This window comes from Streptomyces sp. NBC_01261 (genome assembly GCF_036226385.1).
Classification (GTDB): Bacteria; Actinomycetota; Actinomycetes; order Streptomycetales; family Streptomycetaceae; genus Streptomyces.
In genome coordinates this window covers 595,754-621,150 of sequence record NZ_CP108463.1, presented here as the reverse complement: position 1 = coordinate 621,150, position 25,397 = coordinate 595,754, and the positions used below count along the sequence as shown (strand labels likewise).

The 25,397-nt window shown below is 69.7% G+C and carries 22 protein-coding genes and 2 pseudogenes; 11 read left to right on the top strand and 13 right to left on the bottom strand.

What is annotated here, in order from left to right:
* The first annotated feature begins 57 nt into the window (after window positions 1-57).
* The 3 genes from OG226_RS02600 to OG226_RS02590 all read left to right on the top strand — a co-directional run bounded on the left by OG226_RS02600 (window position 58) and on the right by OG226_RS02590 (window position 3,546).
* Window positions 58-927, top strand: coding sequence for a ketopantoate reductase family protein (locus OG226_RS02600; RefSeq protein ID WP_329347665.1), 870 nt, complete (start codon window positions 58-60; stop codon window positions 925-927).
* 283 nt (window positions 928-1,210) lie between these two features.
* Window positions 1,211-1,819, top strand: coding sequence for an alpha/beta hydrolase (locus tag OG226_RS02595; protein ID WP_329347664.1), 609 nt, complete (start codon window positions 1,211-1,213; stop codon window positions 1,817-1,819).
* Between the two features lie 431 nt (window positions 1,820-2,250).
* The gene (locus OG226_RS02590) at window positions 2,251-3,546 is read left to right on the top strand and encodes a cyclopropane-fatty-acyl-phospholipid synthase family protein (protein WP_329347663.1); all 1,296 of its coding nucleotides are present in this window, start codon (window positions 2,251-2,253) and stop codon (window positions 3,544-3,546) included.
* A gap of 113 nt (window positions 3,547-3,659) precedes the next feature.
* On the opposite strand, the gene OG226_RS02585 is transcribed toward OG226_RS02590, so the two are convergent.
* The 3 genes from OG226_RS02585 to OG226_RS02575 form a co-directional block, all read right to left on the bottom strand.
* On the bottom strand, window positions 3,660-5,282 hold the full coding sequence (locus OG226_RS02585; RefSeq protein ID WP_329347662.1) for a HoxN/HupN/NixA family nickel/cobalt transporter: 1,623 nt from the start codon (window positions 5,280-5,282) through the stop codon (window positions 3,660-3,662).
* Window positions 5,279-6,610, bottom strand: a complete 1,332-nt coding sequence (locus tag OG226_RS02580) for a tetratricopeptide repeat protein (protein ID WP_329347661.1) — start codon at window positions 6,608-6,610, stop codon at window positions 5,279-5,281. The genes OG226_RS02585 and OG226_RS02580 overlap by 4 nt, the downstream gene beginning before the upstream one ends.
* An 81-nt stretch (window positions 6,611-6,691) precedes the next feature.
* Complete coding sequence (locus tag OG226_RS02575) at window positions 6,692-8,254, bottom strand: DUF4331 domain-containing protein (protein ID WP_443066853.1); 1,563 nt, start codon at window positions 8,252-8,254, stop codon at window positions 6,692-6,694.
* Window positions 8,255-9,079: 825 nt separating this feature from the next.
* Between OG226_RS02575 and OG226_RS02570 the strand changes: the two genes are divergently transcribed.
* Window positions 9,080-9,664: a sigma-70 family RNA polymerase sigma factor gene (locus OG226_RS02570; protein WP_329347660.1), complete on the top strand. Its 585-nt coding sequence runs from the start codon at window positions 9,080-9,082 to the stop codon at window positions 9,662-9,664.
* Window positions 9,661-10,413 (top strand): anti-sigma factor, encoded by a 753-nt coding sequence (locus OG226_RS02565; RefSeq protein ID WP_329347659.1) that lies wholly within the window; start codon window positions 9,661-9,663, stop codon window positions 10,411-10,413. Before OG226_RS02570 ends, OG226_RS02565 begins: the two co-directional genes overlap by 4 nt.
* A 40-nt stretch (window positions 10,414-10,453) precedes the next feature.
* Here the strand turns inward: OG226_RS02565 and OG226_RS02560 are convergent, their stop codons facing one another.
* Window positions 10,454-10,867 carry an ATP-binding protein gene (locus OG226_RS02560; RefSeq protein WP_329347658.1) on the bottom strand — a complete coding sequence of 138 codons (414 nt, stop codon included), beginning with the start codon at window positions 10,865-10,867 and terminating at the stop codon, window positions 10,454-10,456.
* A 350-nt stretch (window positions 10,868-11,217) separates the two neighbouring features.
* On the opposite strand from OG226_RS02560, the gene OG226_RS02555 reads away from it, so the two are divergent.
* Both OG226_RS02555 and OG226_RS02550 read left to right on the top strand, forming a co-directional pair.
* Window positions 11,218-11,868, top strand: coding sequence for a fasciclin domain-containing protein (locus tag OG226_RS02555; protein ID WP_329347657.1), 651 nt, complete (start codon window positions 11,218-11,220; stop codon window positions 11,866-11,868).
* A gap of 164 nt (window positions 11,869-12,032) precedes the next feature.
* Window positions 12,033-12,365 (top strand): hypothetical protein, encoded by a 333-nt coding sequence (locus OG226_RS02550; RefSeq protein WP_329347656.1) that lies wholly within the window; start codon window positions 12,033-12,035, stop codon window positions 12,363-12,365.
* 103 nt (window positions 12,366-12,468) lie between these two features.
* On the opposite strand, the gene OG226_RS02545 is transcribed toward OG226_RS02550, so the two are convergent.
* Window positions 12,469-13,245, bottom strand: a complete 777-nt coding sequence (locus OG226_RS02545; RefSeq protein WP_329347655.1) for a response regulator — start codon at window positions 13,243-13,245, stop codon at window positions 12,469-12,471.
* Between the two features lie 117 nt (window positions 13,246-13,362).
* Between OG226_RS02545 and OG226_RS02540 the strand changes: the two genes are divergently transcribed.
* The gene (locus OG226_RS02540) at window positions 13,363-14,967 is read left to right on the top strand and encodes a CHASE3 domain-containing protein (protein WP_329347654.1); all 1,605 of its coding nucleotides are present in this window, start codon (window positions 13,363-13,365) and stop codon (window positions 14,965-14,967) included.
* Window positions 14,968-15,060: 93 nt separating this feature from the next.
* On the opposite strand, the gene OG226_RS02535 is transcribed toward OG226_RS02540, so the two are convergent.
* Window positions 15,061-16,875, bottom strand: coding sequence for a cytochrome c biogenesis protein CcdA (locus tag OG226_RS02535; RefSeq protein WP_329347653.1), 1,815 nt, complete (start codon window positions 16,873-16,875; stop codon window positions 15,061-15,063).
* A 102-nt stretch (window positions 16,876-16,977) separates the two neighbouring features.
* Here OG226_RS02535 and OG226_RS51475 point away from each other — a divergent pair.
* A pseudogene (locus OG226_RS51475) lies at window positions 16,978-17,141 on the top strand (IS1380 family transposase); the annotation flags it as partial.
* Window positions 17,142-17,575: 434 nt separating this feature from the next.
* Entirely contained in the window at window positions 17,576-17,905 is a 330-nt protein-coding gene (locus OG226_RS02530; RefSeq protein ID WP_329347652.1) for a MerR family transcriptional regulator, read from the top strand.
* Between the two features lie 171 nt (window positions 17,906-18,076).
* On the opposite strand, the gene OG226_RS02525 is transcribed toward OG226_RS02530, so the two are convergent.
* The 7 genes and pseudogenes from OG226_RS02525 to OG226_RS02495 all read right to left on the bottom strand — a co-directional run bounded on the left by OG226_RS02525 (window position 18,077) and on the right by OG226_RS02495 (window position 24,775).
* Window positions 18,077-18,343 (bottom strand): DUF4235 domain-containing protein, encoded by a 267-nt coding sequence (locus OG226_RS02525; protein WP_329347651.1) that lies wholly within the window; start codon window positions 18,341-18,343, stop codon window positions 18,077-18,079.
* The gene (locus tag OG226_RS02520) at window positions 18,340-18,810 is read right to left on the bottom strand and encodes a DUF3618 domain-containing protein (RefSeq protein WP_329347650.1); all 471 of its coding nucleotides are present in this window, start codon (window positions 18,808-18,810) and stop codon (window positions 18,340-18,342) included. The genes OG226_RS02525 and OG226_RS02520 overlap by 4 nt, the downstream gene beginning before the upstream one ends.
* Window positions 18,811-18,886: 76 nt before the next feature.
* Entirely contained in the window at window positions 18,887-19,069 is a 183-nt protein-coding gene (locus OG226_RS02515) for a phage holin family protein (protein ID WP_443066852.1), read from the bottom strand.
* A gap of 239 nt (window positions 19,070-19,308) precedes the next feature.
* A complete protein-coding gene (locus tag OG226_RS02510; RefSeq protein WP_329347649.1) occupies window positions 19,309-21,078 on the bottom strand; it encodes a thiamine pyrophosphate-dependent enzyme in 1,770 nt (589 codons plus the stop codon).
* 37 nt (window positions 21,079-21,115) lie between these two features.
* Window positions 21,116-22,684, bottom strand: a complete 1,569-nt coding sequence (locus OG226_RS02505; protein ID WP_443066980.1) for an FMN-binding glutamate synthase family protein — start codon at window positions 22,682-22,684, stop codon at window positions 21,116-21,118.
* Between the two features lie 211 nt (window positions 22,685-22,895).
* A pseudogene (locus OG226_RS02500) lies at window positions 22,896-23,533 on the bottom strand (transposase family protein).
* Window positions 23,534-23,755: 222 nt separating this feature from the next.
* On the bottom strand, window positions 23,756-24,775 hold the full coding sequence (locus OG226_RS02495; RefSeq protein ID WP_329347647.1) for a DNA-directed RNA polymerase subunit alpha: 1,020 nt from the start codon (window positions 24,773-24,775) through the stop codon (window positions 23,756-23,758).
* A gap of 241 nt (window positions 24,776-25,016) precedes the next feature.
* Here OG226_RS02495 and OG226_RS02490 point away from each other — a divergent pair, with 241 nt between their 5' ends.
* Complete coding sequence (locus OG226_RS02490) at window positions 25,017-25,385, top strand: hypothetical protein (RefSeq protein ID WP_329347646.1); 369 nt, start codon at window positions 25,017-25,019, stop codon at window positions 25,383-25,385.
* Window positions 25,386-25,397 lie beyond the last annotated feature (12 nt).

Sequence of the window (25,397 nt, the reverse complement as noted above, 5' to 3'; positions counted from 1 at the left end):
CATATGGTTGTATGAAACGAACGTATGAATCAAACGATTGTATGAAGGTGGATGGTCATGAAACTGCTGGTGTACGGCGCCGGGGTTTGCGGCAGTATGTTCGCCGCCCGCATGCACGAGGCCGGCCACGACGTCTCGCTCCTCGCCCGGGGCGAACGCCTGACCGCCCTGCGCCGGCAGGGAGTGCGGCTTGCCGAGGAAGACGGTCCTGTCAGGCGGGTGCCGGTACCGGTGACAGAGCACCCGGACGGTGGGTACGACCTGATCACCGTCTTCGTCCGTACCCACCAGATGGATGCGGTGCTGGAATCACTCGCCGGTGTCCAAGGTGACGTGCTGTTCCTGCTCAACTGGGCAGCCGGCCCGAAGGCGCTGGGTGCGGTGATCGGCCACGAGCGGGTGCTGCTCGGCTTCCCCGCGACCGGGGGCACGATGGACGGCGACGTGGTCCGCTACCGCAAGACCGATTTCATCACCCGCCGGGTCGCGATGCCGATCGGCGAGCCCGACGGCCGTACCACCCCGCGACTGGAACGGATCGTGGAGACGTTCCGTGCGGCCGGGATCAACGCCAAGGCCGAGCCGCGGATGGATGCCTGGCTCAGGACGCACGCCGCGTTCGAGGTCCCGCTCGGTCAGGCGGTCTACGCGGCGGGCGGCCCGGTAGCGCTGGCCGACGCCCCGGACGCGGTACGCGGCATGCTCCACCTCATACGGCAGAACCTCGCCGCGATGGAGACGCCGCCGGTACCTCGCGCGTTCGCCGCGTTGCGGGCTCTGCCGCAAGGGCTCCTTGTGGCCGTGCTCAGGCGCTTCCTGAAGAGCCCGACGGCCGTGCACAGCGGACTCAGCGACCTGTCGCCTGCCATGGCGGCCGAACTTGAGCGGCTGGCCGAACAGCTCCGTGCCCCGGCGGGAGCCCGCTGAGCGACCCTGAACGGCGAAATCCTCACCACGCACACCACCGCCAGTCCCACAGTCCTCGGCCCCACCTCTTCGTGTACTCGATGCCGCGCAGGCACTTGGGGCCCTGGTGGTTCACCCGATCGAGTCCAGGATCCGGGCAAGCAAGGACGGCGGCGGCAACGGATTCCCCGCGGAGCGAGATCCGCGTCCGTGCAGGGGGAGAGGTGTCATGCCCGTGTGGTGGGATTCGGCGGCGGGCTCGGCGCTGTGCGTGCGTCACTTGCCACAGCGGACGCGTGCGGCCGTGATCACCCTGCATGACGGTCCGGTCTCCGGGCATCGCCCCGCGCACCCTTGGCAGTTGGCGGCATTGCGGATGCGGCCCGTGCTGCGGTCCACGGCGTCGGCCGTGTCGTTGGACGAGGCGCTGCTGGGCCATGTCCGCTATCGGTGTCAGGGGTGGAACGACGGTGACGCGGAGCGGGACGCGCTGCGGGCGCTGAGCGAGTTGGGCCGGCTGGTCGGTGATGTCCCCGTGGTCCTGGTGGGGCACGCGATGGGTGGCCGTGCCGCCCTGCGGGTCGCTGCGCACCCTCAGGTGCGGGGCGTGGTGGCGCTGGCTCCGTGGCTGCCCGCCGGAGAGCCGGTCGCCCAACTGGGCGGCCGGAGTGTTCTGTTGGTGCAGGGACACGACGGCCGAGCTGCCGGGGTTCAGGCGTGGGGCTATGCGGAGCGGGCTCGCGCGGCAGGCGCCAGGGCTGGTGTTGTGGTCGTCCGGGGTGGTGGCCCGTGGATGGTGCGACGGGCCGGCACCTGGCATCGCACCGCGTTGTCCGCGGTACGCCAAGTCTCACAGCCTCAGGCGCCGGGACCATATCGAGCGTGGTCCAGTCCGGGGCCCGTCTTCGCCTAGAGCTGCTGCCCCGTCACCTCGCCGGAGCGTGCCGCTCACGGAGGCCGGTCGTAGCGCGGGCCCGGCACCCCTCGACGCGGCACCTCGGCATCCTCACCGCCGTACTGCCTCAGTCGGTTCACCGTGCGTCGGATCTTCCTTCTCCGATTCCAAGGGAGACCGGACTCCCGGCCAATCCGCTCCCGCGGCGGCTTCGGATTACGCGGGACGAGTGTCCGCTGCCGACTGGGGAGGAATGGCGATGTCACGCGCTCCAGGGGCGGCCCGGAGGAGTGGTGGGAGGCGGCCAGCCGTGGTGACCACGTGCGGTGAAGCCTCGCCGTCACGGGCGGTGGTGTGTGGATCCTCCACCTCGCCCGCTCCGAAGCCGGATTCCGCTGCGGACACCTCGACGTGCAGCAGTACCCGTTGACCAAGGAGAACCCGGCACGATGAACACCACCCTGACCACCCGCACCCGGCCCGGTGTCGCCCACCGGCTCGCCGAGCTTGCCGAGACCGCGCTCGGCGGCCCTCTCCCGCTGCGGTTGCGCGCCTGGGACGGCAGCGAGACAGGTCCGGCCGGAGGACCCGTCGTCGTGGTCCGCTCCCGGCGCGGACTGCGGCGCCTGCTGTGGCAGCCCGGCGAACTGGGCCTGGCCCAGGCGTACGTCACCGGCGAGATCGATGTCGAGGGAGATCTCGGGCAGGGGCTGCGCAAGATGTGGGCCGCGGCACGGGAGCGGCGCCTGCACGCGCCCCGGCTCGGACTCGCGGAGCTGGCCCGCGCCACCGGGTCGGCCGTGTCCCTCGGTGCGGCGGGCCCACGCCCGCCCGCGCCCGCGTCGCAGGCGCGACTGCGCGGCGGTCTGCACAGCAGGAGCCGGGACCGGGCCGCGATCAGTCACCACTACGACCTCTCCAACGACTTCTACCGCCTCCTTCTCGACGAGACCATGGCGTACTCGTGCGGGTACTGGACCAGTGACGAGGCGGACTTCAGCCCGGCCGACGCCCAGCGCGCCAAGCTGGAGCTGGTCTGCCGCAAGCTCGGTCTGCGGCCCGGCGCACGGCTGTTGGACATCGGCTGCGGCTGGGGCTCGCTCACCCTGTACGCCGCCGCGCGGCACAAGGCGCAGGTCACCGCCGTCACGCTGGCCAGGGAGCAGGCGGCGCACGTCCGCGAACAGGTCGCCGAGCGCGGGCTGGAGAACCTGGTCGAGGTGGTGTGCCAGGACTACCGGGACATCACGGGCGGCGGTTACGACGCCGTGTCCAGCATCGAGATGGGCGAGCACGTTGGGGACGCGGAGTATCCGGCGTTCACCACCGCCCTGCACCGGCTGGTCCGGCCGCAGGGACGCGTGCTGGTGCAGCAGATGTCCCGTGGGACGACGGCGCCCGGCGGCGGCGCGTTCATCGAGGCGTACATCGCCCCCGACATGCACATGCGCCCACTCGGTGAGACGGTCGCCCTGCTGGAGGAATCCGGTCTGGAGGTGCGCTCGGTGGAGTCGATGCGCGAACACTACGTCCGCACGATCACCGCGTGGCACCGCACTCTCGAAGAGCGCTGGGAAGACTTCGTGCGGCTCGTCGGCGAGGAGACGGCCCGGGTGTGGCGGCTGTATCTGGTCGGTGGGGCCCTGGCGTTCGAGGAGCACCGGATGGGCGTCGACCAGATCCTGAGCGTACGGCCGACAGCCGACGGAAAGTCGGGAATGGCCAAGGCTCCCCACGACTGGTAGATCACCGGTGGCCGAGGCGCCCCCGCGTTCACGACGGCGACTGCGGTGAAGCTGATGCCCCGTTGGCCGGCCGGGCGTATGGCCCGGCTCGGCCTCCGGCCGGACGGCGGGATTCACCCGGCCCCGGTGACCGCTCGGACGGTGAGGCCGAGGCCGACGGCGATGACCAGGAGGGCTGTCGCGGTGGGGCCGATGCGGGAGAGCAGGCGTACGGCGGTGTGGCCGCTGAGGGACGCACGGGTGCCGCGTGCTTCGAGGTGTCCGCGCAGGCGTACGAGGAGCAGGCCGACGAGGGTGAGGGTTCCGGCCATGCCGAGACCGTAGGCGAAGACCAGGAGGACGCCGAAGGCGGTGCGGCCCAGGGCCACGGCGCCGAGCAGGACGACGAGGGCGGACGGGCTGGGGACGAGGCCGCCGGCGATGCCCATCCCAATCAGGCCGGCTCGCCCGGTGGGGCGCGGTGCGGGGTGATGGTGGTGGTGGGCGGGGGTGACCGCGGTGGTGTCCGGTGGTGTGGTGAGGGTGGCCACGCTGGTGTGCTCGGACGGTTTCGGGGCGTGGGGAGTGTGCGGTGTGCGGCGCCGTGGGAGCAGGTGGACGTGGTCGTGGACGTGGTGTTCGTGATCGCCGTGGTCGTGATGGTGGTGGCCGTGCCCATGGTGGTGGCCGGCTTGGGGTTTCTTGCGGAGGGCGGCGCTGAGGAGCCACAGGCCGATGCCGCTGACGATCACGCCGCTCGCCGCTCCGAGCCAGGACAGGACGGTCTCGCCGGCCAGGTGGGTGGCCGCCGGGAGCGCGAGTCCGAGGACGAGCACTCCCGTGGTGTGCGTGAGGGTGACGGTCGTACCGACGGTGACCGCGTCGCGTCGGGTGCCTCGGCGGCCCGCGAGGTAGGACGCCATGATGGTCTTTCCGTGTCCGGGGAGCATGGCGTGCGAGGCACCGAGCACCAAGGCCAGCAGAAGTGCCAACAGCCCGATGGGCAGGGTGAGTTGGCGGGCGCCGACGAGTGAGTCGAAGACGGCTGAGGTTCTGTCGAGCAGGCTGGTGAACCAGCCCGGGCCCGATAGTGGGCTGCTGCCGGGGGTCGTCGCGGTGGTGCTGCCGGGCCGGCTGTGCAGTCGGGCCGTGTGCTGGTTCAGCGGGCTGGCGGCCGGGTCGCGGGGGTAGTGGCGCAGTTCGTCCGTGGGAGACACGGCGGGCAGGTCGGTGCCGGTGACGCGGATGCCGTCGCCGCGGACGGTCATCTCGCGCCAGCCGATGCGCCGGGTGTCGTAGCCGGTGCGGACGGCGATGTCGACGGGGTGGGACAGGTCGGCCCGGGCGGTGGCGGTACAGGTGAGGCGGCTGGTCTTCAGGCCGGCCTGGCCCCGTTGGTAGGTCAGCCCTGACGAGACCGCTGTCCAGCCGACCCGGTTTCCGGCGACAGTGGCCTGGACCCGGTGTTCGAGGGCGGGGCAGGCGGCGTCGGCGTAGACGCGTGCTTCGTCGGGGGTGACCGTGCCGTCGTGGTCGGTGTCGATCAGGGCATGTTCCTGGAGGGTGGAGATCTCCGCGCGGTCGACGACGACGGTGGCGTCGATGCGGTCGGGGCGCAGGGTGAGACCGGTGTGGTAGTTGACGGTGAAGTTGCCCAGGGGGTGGGCCGGCGCGGCGCTCGCGGTGGGCAGACCGCAGGCGCAGGCGAGTGCGATCGAGGCCGCGGTGAGCGTGGCGCGTCGCAGGGTGTGGTTCATGGGGTGGTGTCGATCCGCCGGAGCAGGGCACGCGCCGCGGGGGCGTGCAGGGGATGGAAGTGGGGTTCGGTGCGCAGGGCGGCTTCGAGGTCGGCCCGGGCTTCGGCGTCGTCGCCGAGGCTGTGTCGGATCACCGCCCGGTGGTAGAGGAAGAGCGCGCTGCGGGTGCCGAGCGCGAGGGCCTGGTCGGCCTGCCGCAGTGCTTCGCGGTCCCTTCCGGCGCGGTGCAGTGCCCAGGCGCAGGCGTCGTGCACGGCGATGAACCCCCGTGTCTTCAGGGCGTGTTGGGCCATCGTGACCGCCTGTGCGGGGCTGCCGTGGTCGGCCTCGAAGAGGATCGCGTCCGTGTCGGCCGGGGTGCGGCCGGAGCGGCGGATGGTCTCCTGTCCGCGCAGGACCGCGTACTGGGCCTCGGCCTGATCGGTGTGGCCCAGGGACTGTTCGAGTTCACCCAGCCCGAGCAGGTAGTGGGGGAGCGGGGCCACGGCGATCGCGGCCTGATAGTCGGCGATGGCCTGCCGGGTTCTGCCCAGGGCAGCCTGGGCGCGGGCGCTGGCTTCGAGGAGCGCCGAGTCGCCGGGTGCGTCGCGCAGCCCGGTCCGGGCTTCCCGGTACGCCTGGCGTGGGTCGCCCGTCTGGAGGGCGAGGGTGGACAGCACGGCGTGGGCGAAGGACCGTTCACCGGTCGTGGAGGCGGCGTCGAGTGAGCGGCGCATCAGGGCGGCTGCTTCGCCGGTCCGGCCGCGCAGTTCGAAGGTGTAGGAGGCGCGGGCCAGGGCGGGTGCGTCCGGGCGCAGGTCGTTCATGCGCTGAACGGCCTGGTAAGAGGCGGGGTACCGGCCGAGTTGCGTGTAGGCGTCCGCGAGGACTCCGTAGGCGACCGGGTTGTACGGGGCGCTCCTGGTCGCCTTCCGGGCCCAGTTCAGGGCGCTGGGGAAGTCGTGGCGGGCCGCCGCGAGCGCGCCCATGCCGATCTGCGCGTTGGCGTTGTCGGCGGGCTGGACCGTCAGCGACCGGCGCAGGGCCTTCTCGGCGCGCCCGTAGGTGGCGGGGTCGGCCGTGGTGCGGGCCTGCTGGACGTAGGACATGCCCAGGGCGGCCCACGCGCCGGAGTCGAGGGGCGTGTGCCGCACGCGGAACTGGAGAGCCGCGAGCGTGCCGCGCGGAGGGGACAGGTGTACGGCCGGCTCTGGTGCGCCGCCGTTCACCGGGGCCAGGCCGACGGCGCCCACGGTGAACATGACCGCGCCCAGGGTCAGGACGACGGCGGTGTTGCGCATCCGGGCGCGTGTCGGCGATGCGGGATGCGCGGAGGCTTGTGCGTGCATGAGGTGCTCCCTGCGGATGAAGCCGGTGCCCGGCCCGCGGTAACGGGGGCCGGGCACCGGCACAGACCGTGAACTCGGCGGTCAGACCGCCGAGTTGCGGCGGCGCAGTCGCCAGCCGCCGATGCCGAGCAGCAGGGAACCCAGCGCGCCGACCCCGGCCACACCGGAGGTCCGCAGCGCGGACTGCCGGGTCTGGTCACCCACGGGTCCGCTGTTCACGGACTTGGTGTGGGGCAGCGCCAGATACGGGAACGACGTGCCGAAGGGCACCTCGTTGGCGTTGACCTTGTCGCCGTCGGCCAGCGCCGGCACCAGCGTGCCGGTCTGGGCCGCGCCTTCGACCGCCTGGAGCGAGATGTCGATGACGTCGTCGGTGAGACGGCGGCCGTTGGGGAACCCGGCCAGGTCACCGGCGAGCACGCCGTACCGCTGAGGCTGGGCGGTGGGTGCCACGGCCATGTTCAGGCGCAGTTCCTCGGCGGGCACGATCTGCCTGAGGTTCGCGTCCTTGTTCAGCCGGTGGGCGTTGAGGTCGGCCTTGATCGGACCGCACACCTTGCAGATGCCGGTCAGGAAGATCTCGGCGAGGTCGTTGCGGGGCACGGCGGGCGCCGGGACGCCGTAGACCTTCTGGATCAGCTTGGGCAGGATCGGGTCGTAGACCTTGGCCACGACCGGCTTGACGGTACGGTCCTGGTCCGGGTTGAGGGTGTTGAAGGCGTCCTTGTACTTGAGCGGGACGACGACCTCGTTGACCAGCGGGTTGCCCAGGCGCGAGACCTGGCGCCACTTGTCGTGGCGGGTGCGGGAATCGGAGATCTGCACGCCCTTGCGGTCGGTCGTGGACCAGATGCCGACCACCGGGTTGCGCGAGGCGTTGCCCCGCAGCGCGAGCTGCTTCTTGGGGATCTGCAGGGCGACGGAGTTGACGTTGTACCCGGCCAGCGTGTCCTGTCCGCGCTCGGACAGATTGCCGCCGTAGAGCAGGTCGAAGACCCTCAGGTCCGCGAAGAACGGGTCGTCCGCCTGGCCGGCGAACGTGCTGCCTCCGCCGGGCAGACCGCGGACCGCGCTCGCCCGCAGCGCGCCGTAGTTCGGCATCGACGCGGCGCCGACCCGGGACGGTGCCACCGGTACGTCGGACTTGACGACCCTGCTTCGTCCGCCCTCGGTGACGACCAGGTCGTAGACCTGGCGGAAGTTCAGGTCCGGGTCGGTCAACGAGGTGACCGGGCCGGTGTTGTAGAGGAACTGGCCCGCCGAGTCGCGGACCAGGTTGCGGAAGCGCCAGGTGTAGGTGACGTCCGCCTTGCCGTCACCGTTGTTGTCGATCTTGATGTTGTAGCGCGCGTCATCCGCGAAGGCGTAGAAGTTCGGGCCGCCGTTGGGCTCCTCGAACGGGATCCAGTTCGCCACGAGGGTGACCGTGTCGGTCTTGTCGGGGCTGGTGAACGCGTACACGTCGGTGTTGTCGGCCCGCGGGTCGCCGGCGATGAGCGGTGCCTCACGGTGGCTGGACGCCTGACTGACGCCGGGAGCCAGCGTCAGGACACCCAGCGCGGTCGCCAGCGCACCGGTACCGAGGACGAGCAGGGAATGGTCCAGGACACGTCGCGAACGGGGCCCGGGGGTCGTTGCCTTCACGGAGTTCCTTCCAACTGTGGGTTCCACCCGCTGCCCGGAGGACCGGACGGCGGAGGTTTGGGGGCTGGGCGGATTGACGGTCGGCACCGCGGCGAACGAATTCGCACTGACCAGGACGACAGAAAAGGCAACGGGGACTGCCGGCCCGGACACACCACCACGCAGTACTGCGCGAGCAGAAGAAAAGCACGTCCGAGGCCGGGCAGACGACAGGCGCGTTCCGCACCCCGGCCCGAAGGGAATTCGCCGGCGGTCAATTCACAGGCAGGGTGGGGATTTCGGGGCCGCCATCCGACGGGGAATCCGATTCCGACACGGTGGGATCTGTTGGGCCGAACGGTGAAACAGCCCTGAACCGAGCCTGGGCACCGCCTCTTCGCCCATGTGGAGGCGCCGCGGGTGGCGGTGCCGAAACCGCCACCCGCGCGGATCCCCCCGCCACTGCCGCTCCTGACCGAGGTGACATGACCCCCGGTCAGGGCGAGGGGATCGTCCGGTCCGCGCCGCCCCGTTAACGACTGCGGACCGGAGACAGGGACCTCGTCCAGCTTCACTGCTGCCGGACACACGGCTCGTGCCCGCGGCAGGGGGCCGCTGTTTCCGGCCCTCACTAGTCACTCCGGTACGGCACGCCTGACGGCTTGGTCGAAGGACTGCCATTCACCCGATCGCAGGACAGACGCTCCCCAGGCCGGAGATGTCCCGTCGAGCCGCCCGCGCTCCAGATGGGTCCGTCTGGGGAAGCTCGTGATGCTCCGGGACCAATCCTCGGTGGGGTTCAGGATCGGATTACGTCCGGAGATGTCCCGCTCACGAAGGATCCTTGTGAAAGAAGCCATCAGTTTCGGTCGAAATCCGTCGATGCGGCCAGATTTGCAGGAGCTGGTGGGCCGGGTGGCCTTGGGGGACGAAGACGCGTTCGCCGCTGTCTACGACGTCGTCGTGAGCCCGGTTCTCGGTGTGGCCCGTGCTGTGCTGCGCGACCACGCGCAGTCGGAGGAGGTCGCGCAGGAGGTCCTGGTGGAGGTGTGGCGTACCGCCCCGTGTTACCGCCCGGACCGCGGGACGGCCATGAACTGGATCCTCACTCTTGCCCACCGCCGGGCCATCGACCGGGTGCGTTCGGTGGAGGCCGCGGCGGCTCGGGACCACAAGGCGGCGCTGCTGGCCCGTACCCCGGAGTTCGACGAGGTGACCGAGCAGGTCGAGACCCGGCTGGAGCGGGAACAGGTACGGCGCTGTCTGCGGACGCTGACCGAGATCCAGCGCCAGGCCGTCACTCTCGCCTACTACCGGGGACTGACCTACCGCCAGGTCGCCGAGGCGCTCACGCTGCCGCTCGGCACCGTCAAAACCCGACTGAGAGACGGCCTCATCCGGCTCCGCGACTGCCTGGGAGTGACCGCGTGATCACCGCTGACCTGCACCTGCTGACCGGCGCCTACGCCCTGCACGCCCTGTCCGACGAGGAACGCGAGGCGTTCGAGCGGCACCTCGTGGGCTGTGAGGCCTGCGCCCAGGAGACCGCCGAACTGTCCGCCACGGTGGCCCGGTTGGGCCTCGCCGTGTCCGTGGAACCCCGCCGGGAGATGCGCGAGCGGGTCCTGGGCCGTATCACCGCGGTCCGTCAGGAGGCCCCGGCCGGCACCCCGCTGCTCCGCTCCGGCCGCACGGCGCGGCGGGGCCGGCTGTTGTCGCGGTGGGCGCTGGCCGCCTGCCTCGCCGCTGCCGCCGCGCTCGGCGGAACCGCCGTATGGCAGCACCAGCGGGCCGAGAGCGCGCTCGCCCAGGCACACCGGGCCGAACAGGGGACGACGCGGATCAGCGCCGTGCTCGCCGCGCCGGATGCCCGGGCACAGGTCGTGCCGCTGCCCGGGGATGCCAAAGGCACGGTCGTCGTCTCGCACAGCCGGGACCGGGCGGTGTTCGTGGTCTCGGGGATGGCTCACGCGCCGGCCGGGAAGGTCTACCAGCTCTGGTTCGACGAGAGCGGCACGATGCGGCCGGCCGGCCTGATGAACCCCGACCGCGCCGACCAGGCCGTCCTGCTACGGGGCGCGGTGGACGGGGCCTCGGGTATGGGCATCACCGTCGAACCCGCGGGCGGCTCGAAGCGGCCCACGACCACGCCGCTCGCCCTGACCCGCTTCTCCGCCTGAGGGGAGACGGCCCCGCGGTTCGGCGGGGCCGTGTCCGCCGTCAGGCGATGCCGCGCGGCAGGTCGGCCCAGACCGTGTGGCCCCGGCGGTAGTGCCGGTCACCCCACGCTCGGGAGAGCGCCTCGACCAGCAGGAGTCCCCGTCCGCCGCCGCTCAGGGCGGCGGACGGACGCGTCCAACCGGACCGGATCGCCTTCGTGTCGAAGCCCGGGCTGCTGTCGCTGACCTGGATCATCAGCGACTGGTGACCGGCCCGCTCGTGCAGAGCGAGCGACAGGCGGACCGGTGTCGTGCCGTGTCCGAAGGCGTTGCCGAGCAGCTCGCTGACGACGAGCACGGCGTCGTCGGTGAGTTCGCCGCGGCCCCACCGTTCCAGTTGGTCGCGCACGGCACCGCGCACGGGACACAGACCGTTCTCCGGTGCGGGAGCGAAGCTCACGCAGGTGCGTTCCATGGCACATCAGCTCCTTTCACTCGCACAGGTAATCCGTCACGGACACCGCGGTGGACGGGTGCGGAAACGGGAACCACCGGCGGAACCGAATCCCGGCGACCCATATATCCGTAGCCGGTCAGGGTGCGGATTGGTCTGAGAAAAATATTCATCCGATCGGGCAAACGGCCAATCCGCCGAGCTTTCGGAACCGGATTCCCCACGTGACCGACAACGAGAAGGAAAACGCGAACCACCCGGAATTCTTCCGGCGTTCGGCGATTTCCTCCGGCCGGTCGGCAGACCTCGAACGCTTTTCGTCTTCCCCGTCCACAGGCGGCACGCGCCGCACCCTCAACAGGAGAAAAACCATGAGCACCCGTATCCGCCGTACCGCCGTCGTCCTCGCCGCCTCCGCCGTGCTTCCGCTGGCCCTCAGTGCATGCGGCAGCAGCGGCAGCGACTCCGCGAAGTCCGACGCCTCCACCAAGGCGTCCGCCTCCGCTTCGAGCGACAGCATGAACAACGCCGGCGCCACGACCGCCGACCAGCCCTTCGGCACCGCCTGTTCCGGCGTCCCGAAGAGCGGCGCCGGCTCCTTCGACGGCATGGCCAAGGACCCGGTCGCCACCGCCGCCTCCAACAACCCCGCGCTGTCCACGCTGGTCGCCGCGGTGAAGAAGGCCGGTCTGGTCGACACCCTCAACAACGCCCAGGGCATCACGGTGTTCGCGCCCACCAACGACGCCTTCGCGAAGATCCCGAAGGCCACCCTGGACAAGGTCCTCAACGACAAGGCCCAGCTGACCAAGATCCTCACCTACCACGTCGTGGGTCAGCAGCTGACGCCCAAGGAGCTGGAGAAGGGCTCCTTCACCACGCTGGAGAAGTCGAAGGTCACCACCTCGGGCTCGGGTGAGAACTACATGGTCAACGACTCCGCGAAGGTCGTCTGCGGCAACGTCAAGACGGCCAACGCCAACGTCTACATCATCGACACCGTCCTGATGCCCACCAGCTGACGGACCACCACCAGCAGGACCGGGCACCCGACATCGCGGTGCCCGGCCGCACGACTCCTGTGACGGGGAGCCGGTGAGGGGCGGGGCACTTGCCCCGCCCCTCACCGCTGTACCCAACTTCCCTACCGCCAGCGGAACATCATGAGAGATGACGGAGCCAGCACATGTCGGCACTCTTCCGCGTTCGCGTCCTCGCCGTCTCGGGCACCCGGCTGTGGTGCGCGGTGGCCGGCACGCTGACCCCGGCCACCGGCCGCACCCTGCGCGCCGAGCTGACCGCCCGATGCGCCGACGCTACGGTGGTAGGACTGGATCTACGTCAACTCCGGTGCCCCGTGGCCGAGTTCCTGCCGGATCCACCGTGGCCGGACGGACCCCACACCGTGCATCTCCTCGCGCCGGAACTGCTGCGCTCCCACACGACCGACGACGGACGCCTGCACTGGCACACCGACCTCCACAGCGCCTGGCAGGCTTGGTCCGCGCTCACCCTCTGAGCTTGGCCACAGCCCCGTGCCGCAGACAGTTGCGGAGCACACCTCCCCCGCCGCACGTCTGTCCCGCCGCCGGCGCCCCGGCCAAACAGCCGCAGGCCCCCCGTCAGGGGCGGGGCGGGCGGGTGATGGTGTCGAGGTAGAAGGCGTCGATGCTCTGGACCGCGTGCTCGAACTCGTCCAGGTTGACGGGCTTGCTCACGTAGGCGTTGGCGTGGCTGTTGTACGCGCCGGCGACGTCGTCGGGCGCGGTGGAGGTGGTGAGCACGACGACGGGGATGGTCTGGAGGTTCTCATCCGTCTTGAGGATCCGCAGGAGGTCGCGTCCGTTCATCCGGGGCATGTTCAGGTCCAGGACGATCAGGTCCGGGCGCGCGGTGGCGGAGTCGCGGAGATGTTCCAGTGCGGCGACTCCGTCGGTGACCTGGACCAGGTTGCGGGCGCCGCGCTCGCTGAGGGCTTCCTCGATGAGCAGGGCGTCGGCCATGTCGTCCTCGACGAGGAGGACGTCGAAGGGCCGTGCGGGGGTGGTCATCATCGGATGCTCCAGGGGTGCTTCGCGAGAGTTGGGGAAGAGTCCTGGCCAGCGGCGCCGTGCGCCCTGGCGGGTCAGGCCGCAGGCGGCGCCGATCTGTGGGTAGCCGGCGCCCGTGCGGGCCGCGGCGACGGCCGCGTCCCGTTGGAGACGTTCGGCGGCGTGCTGAATTTGGTCCAGCAGGTACAGCAGGGCCAGTGGCTGCGCCGCCGGATACTCCTGCGGCGGGGACGGGGCGTCGTCCAGGAGTTGGAGGGCCAGGCGCCTGGCAAGTCGCCCGACCGCGGCGTCCGCGACGGCTGCCGTCTCCTCGGGGGTGGTCTGCAGAGCGAAGTCCTTGCCGGGCATGGTCCGCACCCTAGGCCCCGGGCTGATCGTTCGACAACTGCAGTTGTCGTACATCCTCTACAGTGGCCGCTGCCCCCGTAAGGTGCAGGCGGCCGTCACAGCGGAGGGGCAGTGGGGATGAGCGGGAGCACGAGATCGCGGGCGAGTGCGTTGTCCGCCTGGACCACCCGGCGGTGGCTTCGCGTCGGGGCGGTTGTCTCGCTGACGGCCCTGGCCTTCCTGGGGGTGACGGGAGCGTGGATGCTGCAACGGACGGGGTCGATCACCGAGAACCTCGTGAACGTGAAATCTCCCGCCCTGAGCGCGGCACTGCAACTGGAAGCGGCGCTGCTGAACCAGGAGACCGGCATCCGCGGGTACGGCCTCACCGGCACCGCCGACTTCCTCGCCCCCTACCGGCAGGGACTCGCCGACCAGGCAACCAGCACCGTACGCCTGACGAAGCTGCTCCACGGTGACGCGACCGGCCTGAAGGATCTGAAGGCCGTGCGGGATGCCGCCGAGACCTGGCAGGCACGGGTCGCCCGCCCGATCGCCGCCGCACCCGCCGGAAGTCCCTCACCACTGGCCACCGAACGCGCCGCGGCGGGAAAGACGGACTTCGACGCGCTCCGTGCCGCCCTGGCCGGCCAGCAGAAACGCCTGCGGGCGGAGCGGACGCAGGCCGCGAGCGACCTCTCCTCCACGATGCTGCTGCGCAACTGGGTCTTCGCCGCGATCGCGCTCGTCATCGCCGCCCTGAGCGTGCTGGTCTTCGAAGGACTGCGCCGCGGCATCACCACACCCCTGGGCCAGCTCGGGGCGGACGCCCGCGCCATCGCCGGCGGCGACTTCGCACATCCCATCACCCCCACCGGGCCGGCGGACCTGCGTCGGCTCAGCGGCGAGATCGACTTCATGCGCCGGCGCCTGGTACGGGAGCTGGCGTTCACCGAAGAAGCACGCGTGAGCCTCCACGCACAGGCGGCCGACCTGCAACGCTCCAACGCCGAACTGGAACAGTTCGCCTACGTCGCCTCCCACGATCTGCAGGAGCCGCTGCGCAAGGTCTCCAGCTTCACCCAGCTCCTCCAGCGCCGCTACGGAGGGCAGTTGGACGCCCGTGCCGACCAGTACATCGACTACGCGGTCGACGGCGCGAACCGCATGCAGGTCCTCATCAACGACCTTCTGGACTTCTCCCGCGTCGGCCGCGTCCATCACGAACTCCAGAGCCTCGACCTCGGCGCGGTACTGCGGCAGGCCCTGTCCTCTCTGAGCATGAGCATCGAGGAGAGCGAGGCGTCCATCACGCACGATCCGCTGCCCTCGCTGATCGCCGACCCCACCCAGATGGGCATGCTCTGGCAGAACCTGATCGGCAACGCCGTCAAGTTCCACCGCCCCGGCCAGCCACCCGCCATCCACATCACGGCCGCCCAGGACGGCGAACTGTGGCGGTTCACGGTGACCGACAACGGCATCGGTATCGGCCCCGAGTACGTCGACAAGGTGTTCGTGATCTTCCAGCGCCTGCACACCAAGGACGCCTACGACGGCAGCGGCATCGGCCTGGCCATGTGCAAGAAGATCGTCGAATTCCACGGCGGCACCATCTCCGTCGACCCCGACTACCGGGACGGCGCCCGGATCACCTTCACCCTCGCCGGCGAGCCCCCCAAGACCCCAGATCCCGCAACGATGCCCGAAGCGACCCGTGCCGACGCCGAGCCAGGACGGTGACCACCCTCGCCATCGTCCTCACCGGCCCAGAACGACGGCCGCCCCAGGCGTCGCAACGTCCTGGGGCGGGCGCGTAGTTGGGCAGGGCCGGGGTCACCCGAAGGTGAAGGAGTACGCCTGGATGCCGGGTGTGAGCCTGAGTTCGAGGTGCGCGGTGCGGGCCGTCTTCTCGTCGACCAGGCGGTACAGGGTGGGGGTCCCCGACACCGGGACCGTCTTCACCGTCTTGCCGTCGACGAGGACGGTGACCGTGCCCTTGCCGCCGAGGACCAGGTTGACGTTCTTCGCCCGGTAGGTGAAGGCGAGGCGGGCGCTGTCGCCCGCGGTGAAGTACTGGTACCCGGCGGTCCAAGTGCCGTCCAGGGAAAGGCTGTTGACCGGGATGTCACGGGCGAAGTGGTAGGTCGTCGCTTTGTCGTCCTGGAGCGGGTCGCCTACGTAGCCGCTGATGCGCTGGTTGCTCAGGTAGGTCTCCGGAGTACGGTCCTTGGTGAGCGAGACGTCCTTCTGCCCGGTCTTCGGGGGGAGTTGGACATTCGGGTTCGCCTGCTTGAGGAGCGTGCGGATGAGGTCCTCGGTCTGCGCGTACTGGCCTTCGCCGAACTTGAAGTAGCGCACGGTGCCGTTGGCGTCGATCAGGTACTTCGCGGGCCAGAACCGGTTGCGGTAGTTGTCCCAGGTCGTCAGCTTGTTGTCGAGGGCCACCGGATAGGTGACGCCCAACTTCCGTGCCTGGCTTGCGACGTTGGAGGCGTTCTTCTCGAAGGCGAACTCAGGGGAGTGGACCCCGATGATCTCAAGACCGGCGCTCTTGTAGGCGCGGTTCCACGCCTCGATGTGCGGCAGGCTGCGCTGGCAGTTGATGCACGAATAGGTCCAGAAATCGATCAGTACGACCTTGCCGCGCTCCTGCTTCAGATCGACCGGCTGCCCGTCAGGAGTGTTCAGCCACTTCGAGATCCCGGCGATCGGCGGCGCCTGCCCGCACGAACGCAACTCGTCCACCCCGTCCTCGCAGCGTGAGAGTTCCTTGTTGGAGTTGTCGTATAGACCGGACAGCTTCTGACGTGCTACGTCGTTGTCCTCGATCTTCTTCTGCGCCGCCGAGGTGTAGTCCGGCAGCGCCCGTTGGATCGCGTCGGTGACGTTGAAGGCCAGGGCGAGCGCGAGCGCCATCATCAGGCATCCCGCGACGATCCGCAGCTTCCTGGCCCGCTTGCGGAAGGCGCCGATCCGCTCGGCCACCCGCCGTCCGGCGAGGGCGAACACCAGCAGCGGCAGCGCCGTGCCCACGGCGAAGGAGACGGTCAACGCCACGATGTCCAGGCTCAGTTCACCGCGCGCACCGGCCACGGTGATGGCCGCCAGCACGGGGCCGGCGCAGGGGACGTAGAGGAGACCCAGACCGAGGCCGAGGACGAACGCGCTGCCCTCCTTGTTGACCTGGCGCTGCGGGATCCGCGCGAACGGCTTCTCCAACAGCCGCTCCACCGGCGGGAACACGAGCCCCATGCCGATGAGGACCAGCATCACCAGACCGACGTAGCGCAGGATGTCGTCGGGCAGACCGAGCGCGGAGATGATCGTCACGCCGAGCAGAGTGAAGAAGCTGAAGCTCAGCACCAGGCCCGTGACGACGGCGTAGGGGCGGCGGTTGCGAGCGGGCGCGGGGGTCGGCGGACCGGCCACGAGGACGTCACCCGACACCGCCGCGCCGGCCCCGTCGCCGTTCTTGGGACCGGGGCGCCCGTCCGCAGTTGGCCTCGCCTCGCCAGGGGGCCCCGCACCCGCACCTGTCTGCCCTCCTGGGCCTCCTGCCAGGAACACCACCGGAAGCACCGGCAGGATGCACGGCGACACGGCTGTGATCAGTCCTCCCAGCAACCCGATCAGAACCAAAGTGATCATGCGATTCAGCCTCCGGAGTAAGCGCCGGCCGTCCCGGCCCGCTCACCTTTGATCCGAAACCGCCCGCCCACCCGGATTGGTCGAGAGCGCCCTCGACCCGCAGATGCCCGCCGCCTGCGAATCCGCTTGCCCTCCGCCGCGACTCAGCTGGTCACCACCACCACCGCCCCCCCGGCCAGCACCTTAGGTTCGCCCGCCCGTGGCCTTGGACCGATGTGACCACAGGGGCGATCCAGCGACTCGCAACCCTTCCGAACCCGGACTGACCAGCACGTTCCCGTCCCTACGAGTAGCACCGCACCCACCTGACGCGACAGCCGGGGCTCCGGCACACCCTGGAATCACCGCCGAACGCAGATCGGCCGCCAGCAGGAGCTGACGGCCAATCACGAGATCGGGGCTAGAACCGGGGAAGGCGACGGCCGTTCAGCCGCAGTCGGCACTTGGTGGGGTCAACGTCGGCCTTTCACCCGGGTGGACATCACGGGCAGTCGATCTCTCCGGTGCGCTGTCGGTGGCCCCTGCGACTATGGGGCAGCGGCAAGGAAGGAGCCGTCGTATCTCGCAGAACACCGGCCACCAATGCCCGCGACGTTCAAGCAGTTGTACGGGACCGCGTTCCGACGCGCGAAGCCCGAGTGCCGGGAGCCGCTGTACCGCGTGAACTCGGACACCGGCGAGACGATTTTGAACAGCAGCGTTGCCCACATGTGCCGACGTCTCGGTACGCGCCGTGCGCTACTGCGAGCAGCAGGGGCTGCTCATCGCGGAGCGCAGCCCATCCGGCCGGCGCCTCTACCGGCAGGACGCCGTCGCCTTGGTCTGTTTCCTCCAGCAGATGTTCGCCGCGGGCCTCACCAGCCGAAGGATCACCGAACTCCTTCCGCGCTGGGACTCCGGGCACACCGACGCCGATCGACGAGCCATGCTGCGCGCTGAGCGGGACCGCATCCAGGCCAAGATCGACGACATGCAGGCTGCTCTGGACCGCCTCGACGAGGTCATCGCGATCACGGACACGCACCCGTAGGCGCGGTCGGTTGGAAGTCGCACCAGCGATCTGCGGTTGGAGTGCTCGTTGATGCCCGCCGTGCAGGAGGAACGCCCGCTGGAGGAGGTGGACGATTTCTCCCTACCGGAAGTTCGGCTGCCTGTCGGCGTCTGACCGCCTTCGGGTTGCGGGGGACGCCGACAGGAGTGATCAGCCGGGCCAAGTGCCGGTCAGCCGACGGGTGGCGGTGGCGCCGCCACGGTCGACGGCGGCTTTGACACCGGCGAAGATCGCTCCTTGCAGGGCGGCTGCCGACAGGACCTGGGGCCAGGTGCGATGCTCGTCGGTGGCGTTGGGGGTGTCATCGTCATGGCCGAGCCGTTTCCAGACCTGCTTGAATGCCGCACCTGCCAGCATGCCGCTGAGGGCGCCCATGGCCAGGCCGAGTGGTTTGTAAGCGATCTTGCTCGCTTTCATCGGTGCTTCCTGGAGCGGCGGATGAACAGCAGCGCGATGAGTGCACCGGCCGCGGCGAGCAGCGGGGCGCGGTTGGCCCGTGCCGCCCGCAGGCCCTGGCCGGCCTTCTCGCGTACCGGCTCCGGAGTGTTCTCCCAGGCGAGCCGACCGGCATGGGCTGCCTTGTCCCGGACCTGCTCCGTGGTCGCGGCGGCCTTGGCCCGCACCGGCTCCGGGGTCTTGTCCTGCACCACATGAACCACGTGTGATGCAGTGTCCCGCAGTTGGGCCTTGGCCTGTGTCGTCCTCTCCTCGACCTGCTGCTTGACGGTGTCCGTCTTCTCCTGGGCGCGGGCCTTGACGTCGGCCTTGGCCGCGAGCGCTTCGACGGTCTCGCCGAGTTCCTCGCGCGTCGCCTCGACCTGCTCACGCAGTTCCTCCGTGGAGGGTGTTGCCTCATCGCCCGTGTGCGGCTTGTCCTCGGTCATCGCTGTGCCCTCTCCTTGATTTCGGCCACGTCGGCCTTGACGCTGTCAATGGTCTGTTCCGGCGTCGGCGGCCAAGTCAACGGTGACGATCAGTGCCGCCGCCCCTGCCGAACCGCTTGCCCTTCTGAGTCATCTCCGCCTGAGCCAGGCGCAGTTCGTCGTGGAACAGCCGCGACAACTGCTTCGAGGCATGTTGGATCAGGTCGCCGACCGGTTCCTGCGCTCCACTGTCGGTGCGAGGGGAGCCTTCTGCTGTCATGGGTGCTCACCTCTGTCCTTCGTCGGTGTTTCCGGCAGGCCCAACCGGCGTTCTCCTGCCACCGTCTGATCGTGTGTTCGTGTACCCGGGCAAGGACGCCTCACCGCTTGTCGGAGCAGACGTCACGACAGCGGCCACGACGGAGAGGTGGCGCGCGCCGCTCCATACCCGCTCCGCGGTCACGGTCACCGGCGACACCGCACAAGCGGCACCAGAGAAGGCGAAGGCGGCTGCCGTGGTCAGTGCTGGGTTTCGTCGCCGTGGCTGCGCAGGAGTTCCTTCATCTTGGCGACGGCGAAGCCCCAGCCCTGTTCGACGGTGGGTTTGGCGGGTACGGCGATCTCGTCCGGGTTGGTGAGGACGTCGAGGAGGACGGGGCCGGGGGTGGCGAAGGCGCGGCGTACGGCGTCGTCGAGGTCGGCGGGGTCGGTGACGCGGATGCCGGTGATGCCGAGGGCGGTGGCGACGGCGGCGAAGTCGGGGTTGTCCAGGACCGTACCGAACTCGGGGAGTCCCGCCTGCTCCTGTTCCAGCTTGACCATGCCGAGGCGGCGGTTGTCGAAGACGACGAGTTTGACAGGCAGTTGGTAGGACTTGAGGGTCATGAGGTCGCCCAGGAGCATGCTCAGGCCACCGTCGCCGCAGAAGGCGACGACCTGGCGGTCCCGGTCGAGGTACTGCGCGCCGAGTGCCTGCGGCATGGCGTTTGCCATGGAGCCCAGGTTGTAGGAGCCGATCAGTCGACGTTTCCCGCGCATCTCGACGAAGCGGGACAGCCAGACGGTGGCCATTCCGGTGTCCGAGGTGAAGATCGCGTCGTCGGTCGCGCCGCGGTCCACGGCGGCGGCCAGCGCTTCCGGACGGATGCCGTGTTCGCGGTTGTCCAGCGCGGAGCGGACCTTGCCGACCAGACTCTTGTCGTGTGCGGGGTCGGCGAGGCGCGCTTGGCTCTCACGCCAGCTCAGGAAACGCTTCCGTCCTTCCTCCAGGTGCCCGCGGTCGCGTGCGCCGTCCAGGTCGCCCAACTCGCCGGGCTGGGCGGCCAGTTGGCCGAGCAGGTCACGGACGGTGGCACCCACGTCGCCGACGAGGCCGATGTCCACCGGGACACGGCGTCCGATGTGCGCCGGTTCGGTGTCGACCTGGATGACCTTGCGGCCCTCGGGATACCAGTCGCGGTAGGGGAAGTCGGTGCCCAGCAGAAGCAGGGTGTCCGCGGAGTGCATGGCAGCGGCCGCCGCCGGGTTGCCGATCAGACCGGTCTGGCCGACCTGGAAGGGGTTGTCGCCCTCGAAGCCCTCCTTGGCCTTCAGCGTCAGCACCATCGGAGCCGCGAGGCGGTCCGCCAGCGCGAGGACGTCCGCGCGGGCGGCGCGGGCGCCCTGCCCGACGAGCAGGGTGATCCGGTCCGCGTGGTCGAGGAGGTCGGCGGCCTGCCGTACGGCGGACGCCTCGGGGCGGGTGGTGGGCGTGGTGAGGGAGAAGCGGGCCGGGCGGTCGTGGTGCAGTTCCCGGTCGCCGAGGTCGCCCGGCACGGTGAGGACCGCGACGCCCTTGTGCCCCAGGGCGTTGCGCACCGCCGTCTCCAGGAGCTGCGGCAGCTGGTCGGGGTCGGTGATGGTGGCGCGGAAGACCGCCACGTCACGGAAGAGCAGGTCGTTGTCGACTTCCTGGAAGGCGTCGCTGCCCAGCTCGGACAGGGGGACCTGGCCGGCGATGGCCAGGACGGGCGTACGACTCTTGGCCGCGTCGTAGAGGCCGTTGAGGAGGTGGACGGAACCGGGGCCGACCGTGCCCATGCACACGCCGAGGCGGTCGGTGAGCTGGGACTGGGCGCTCGCGGCGAAGGCGGCGGCCTCCTCGTGGCGGCAGCCCACCCACTCCACGTCGTCGGTGGTGCGGATGGCGTCGGTGAGGGGGTTGAGCGCGTCTCCCACGACGCCGAACACCTGGCGGACGCCGAGTTCGCTCAGGGCGTCCACGATGACGCGGGCGACGGTTCGTGCCACGGAGTTCCTCCAGGTCGGATCGTGCAGCGGGTGCGGGTCAGATGGTGAAGTGGTCGGGGTCGGCGGCCTTCCAGTCGGCGGCCCAGTCGGCGGGCGGCTCGGCCAGCAGTTGTCCGGGGGAGAGCCACTCGTAGAGCACGTCGTAGGAGCGCACGGTCTGTGGGTCGACGCGTCGTCGCAGCATGTGCGGGCGGAGCTGGGAGGGGTCGGTGACTCCCATGGAGGCCATGATCTGCAGGGCGCTGCCCACGGTGGCCTCCTGGAGGCGTCGTACGCGTGCGGCCTTGTCGCCGACGTCCAGCGCGCGGGCCCGGCGCGGGTCCTGGGTGGTGACGCCGACGGGGCAGGTGTTGGTGTGGCAGCGCTGGGCCTGGATGCAGCCGACCGCGAACATCATGGCGCGGGCCGCGTTGCCGTAGTCGGCGCCCTGGATCAGGCGTTTGACGAGGTCCGTCCCGGTGGCGATCTTGCCGCTCGCGCCGATCCGGATCTGCTCCCGCAGGCCGGCGCCGACCAGGGCGTTGTGCACGGTCATCAGACCTTCGGTGAGCGGGGTGCCGACGTGGTCCGCGAATTCGAGCGGGGCGGCGCCCGTGCCGCCCTCCGCGCCGTCGACGATGATGAAGTCGGGCGTGGTGCCCTCCTCGATCATCGCCTTGCACACGGCGAGGAACTGGCGCCGTGAACCCGGGCACAGCTTGAAACCGGCAGGCTTGCCGCCGGACAGCTCCCGCATCCGCGCGATGAAGCGGACGAGTTCACGAGGCGTGGAGAACACGCTGTGGTACGGCGGTGAGATGACCGTCTGTCCCTCGGGGACGTCCCGCACCTTGGCGATCTCAGCGTTCACCTTGGCGCCCGGCAGTACACCGCCGATACCGGGTTTGGCGCCCTGCGACAGCTTGAGCGACACACACCGGACGCTGTCGCCCGACGCCTTCTCGGCGAACTCCCCGGCATCGAAGTCCCCGTCCTGGGTCCGGCAGCCGAAATACCCGGTACCGATCTCCCAGACCAGGTCGCCGCCCGGGCGCAGGTGGTACTCCGACAGCCCGCCCTCACCGGTGTCGTGCGCGAACCCGCCCGCCGCGGCCCCCTGGTTGAGGGCGAGTACGGCGTTGGCGGAGAGCGAGCCGAAGCTCATCGCGGAGACGTTCAGCAGGGCCATGTCGTAGGGCCGGGTGCAGTCCGGGCCGCCGATGCGTACGCGCGGCGGGTCTTCCGGCACCGGGCGCGGGGCCATCGAGGGAACCAGGTATTCGTAGCCCGCCTGGTACACGTCGCGTTCGGTCCCGAACGGCTCCTCGGCGGCGGTGCCCTTGGCCCGTTCGTAGACGATGCTGCGGATGTCCCGGTCGAAGGGGCGGCCGTCGAAGTTCCGCTCGACGAAGTACTGCTGGAGTTCGGGACGGATGCGCTCCAGCAGGAAGCGGGCGTGCCCGATCACCGGATAGTTGCGCAGCACCGAGTGCCGCCGCTGGGCCAGGTCCCACACACCGATCACGCCGAGCGCGGCGAGTGGCACCGCCAACAGCCACCACCAGGGCGACACGGTCACGGCCACACCCGCGCCTGCGAGGGTGGCACCCACGACCACCGCGATCATTCCGATTCTCAGCACGGCCCACGGGTATCCCGGAGGAGCCGTCTCATGCGGACCGGACGCGTGGACCGGGCGAACGGTCTTGGTCGGGACGGTCGGCGACGTGCCATGGAAACGAGTCCGGAAAACACCCGCATGTCATACGACGCAGAGGGCGGCACGGCCTTCCGGAAAGGGGAATCGATCTGGCTGTGCGCCTTTTCCAACCTCAGCTTCATGCGTGGTGAAGGACGAGGACGGCCTTCACCATGCCGGTGATGCGGTTGGTGCATCGCTTGAGGCGGCGGCCCCGGAACGGGACCCGAACGGCCTCGCCGGCCCCCTGACATGCCTTGTCCGCCCAGCACTTGAGTCCCACGTTGGCGAGGGCCTCGATCATTGCGTGCTGCCGGGCCGCGGTCCGGTCGTAGGCCGATCCGGGCGGGGCCCGGAGCAGGCGCCCGAAAGGTCGGTGAGGACCTGGACGTTCATGCCGTGGCGTTTGTGTTTTCCCGACTGGTACGGGGTGTCGGCGGCGATGCGGTCGATCGGCAGCAGAGTGCCGTCGAGGATGACGAAGGCCTTCGCCCGGATCGTCTGCATCGCCTCGGCCAGGGTCGGTGCGAGGGCGGCCGGCACCTCGACAGCCTCGCGTATGGAGCGGAACACGGTCGCGATCCCGATGCCGAACCCGGCGGCGAGTTGGGCGTAGGTGTCGCCGCACCGCAGATGGGCCAGGGCCGGCAGGGCCTGGCGGCCGCTCGGCGGGCGCCGCCACCGCGTCCCGATCTCCCGTTGTCGGGCGGTGAGTTGTCTGCTCATGTATCGCAGGGTGCGGCTGGACAGAACGATCGAGGACGGGTGGAGAAGCACGCAAAGCTCCTGGTGGACACGGGTCATCTTGGTCGAGAACCCGTCTACCAGGAGCTTCGTCGTTCCGCAGGAGTGTCCAACTCGCGTTCAGCGCAACAAGGTTGGGAAACCCGCGATGATGCCCGGCCCGGCTGAAGTTTGTGGAACGCCGCCTCGACTACCGGGCTGATCATGATGACGGAGTGGAATACCTCCGTTCACAGCATGCCCAGTTCCTACCGCTCAGTATTGCTCGGTCTCCACGAACCTCGTGTCCGCGTCGTTGGTGGCGAAGGTGTCGACCGCGGTCGTCGGGTCGAATCCGGGCGGGCTGTCCTTGAGGCCGAGGCCCAAGCCGGCCAGCTTCGCCTTGACCTCGTCGATGGACTTCGCACCGAAGTTGCGGATGTCCATCAGGTCGGCCTCCGAGCGGGCCAGCAGCTCGCCCACGCTGTGAACGCCTTCGCGCTTGAGGCAGTTGTAGGAGCGGACCGTGAGCTCCAGCTCCTCGATCGGCAGGGCGAGATCGGCGGCGAGCGCCGTGTCCACGGGGGAGGGGCCCATGTCGATGCCCTCCGCCTCGAAGTTCAACTCACGCGCCAGCCCGAACAGCTCGACCAGGGTCTTGCCGGCGGACGCCATGGCGTCGCGGGGACGCATGGCCTGCTTGGTCTCGACGTCGACGATGAGCTTGTCGAAGTCGGTACGCTGCTCGACACGCGTGGCCTCGACCTTGTACGTGACCTTCAGCACCGGGCTGTAGATGGAGTCGACCGGAATCCGGCCGATCTCCTGGCCCACCTGCTTGTTCTGCACGGCGGAGACGTAACCGCGGCCACGCTCGACCGTGAGCTCCATCTCCAGCTTGCCCTTGCCGTTGAGCGTGGCGAGGACGAGGTCGGGGTTGTGCACCTCGACACCGGCCGGGGGCGCGATGTCGGCGGCGGTGACCAGACCCGGACCCTGCTTGCGCAGGTACATCACGACCGGCTCGTCCTGCTCACTGCTGACGACGAGCTGCTTGATGTTGAGGATCAGGTCGGTGACGTCCTCCTTGACGCCCGGCACGGTGGTGAACTCGTGCAGCACTCCGTCGATACGGATGGACGTGACCGCCGCACCCGGGATCGAGGAGAGGAGCGTACGGCGCAGGGAGTTGCCGAGGGTGTAGCCGAAGCCCGGCTCCAGCGGCTCGATCACGAACCGGGAGCGGAACTCGTCGACGACCTCTTCGGTCAGGGACGGACGCTGAGCAATGAGCACGGGGTGTTGCCTCCATTTTCGGCGCCCGCTATTTGACGCCGTAGACACCACGAAGGATACGGGGCGACACGAGGCGATGCGGTCTCCGCAGAGGCCGAACCGCCCGAGTCCAACCCGGCGAGGAGACTTCGGGTGGCCATTCTGCACGACGTCCTGGCCACGCCGTCGTCAGATCCGCACTCCACGCGCAGCCGACGACGGGTACGTACGCGAACTGCCCGCCGGCTCCGGTCTGGCCGGAATGGCTGACCCGCGGGCCGTCGTGGCCGACGAGTTCACCGAGGAGACCGGGCTGGCCATCGGCCCGACCCGGTTGCGAGCACACCAGGCACGGCAGGTCGCCGACACCCTCTTCACTCACCGGTCGCACATGTTCTCGTTCCAGTTGAACGCGGCTGAACTGGACGAACTGCGCTCCGCTCTCGCTGCTCAAGGAGTGAGAGCGGAGTCCGAGCGTACGTACGTCGAAAATGCCCGGCTCGGCGACCTGCTCACGAGTGCCACGGTCGACTGGAACACACTCGGCGCGATCACGCAGGTGCTGCTCGCCCATGAGTCCCTGGCGGCAGCGGATGTCGGCGAAATGCGATCCCACAGCTTTGATGAGTGACGCGCAGGCCCA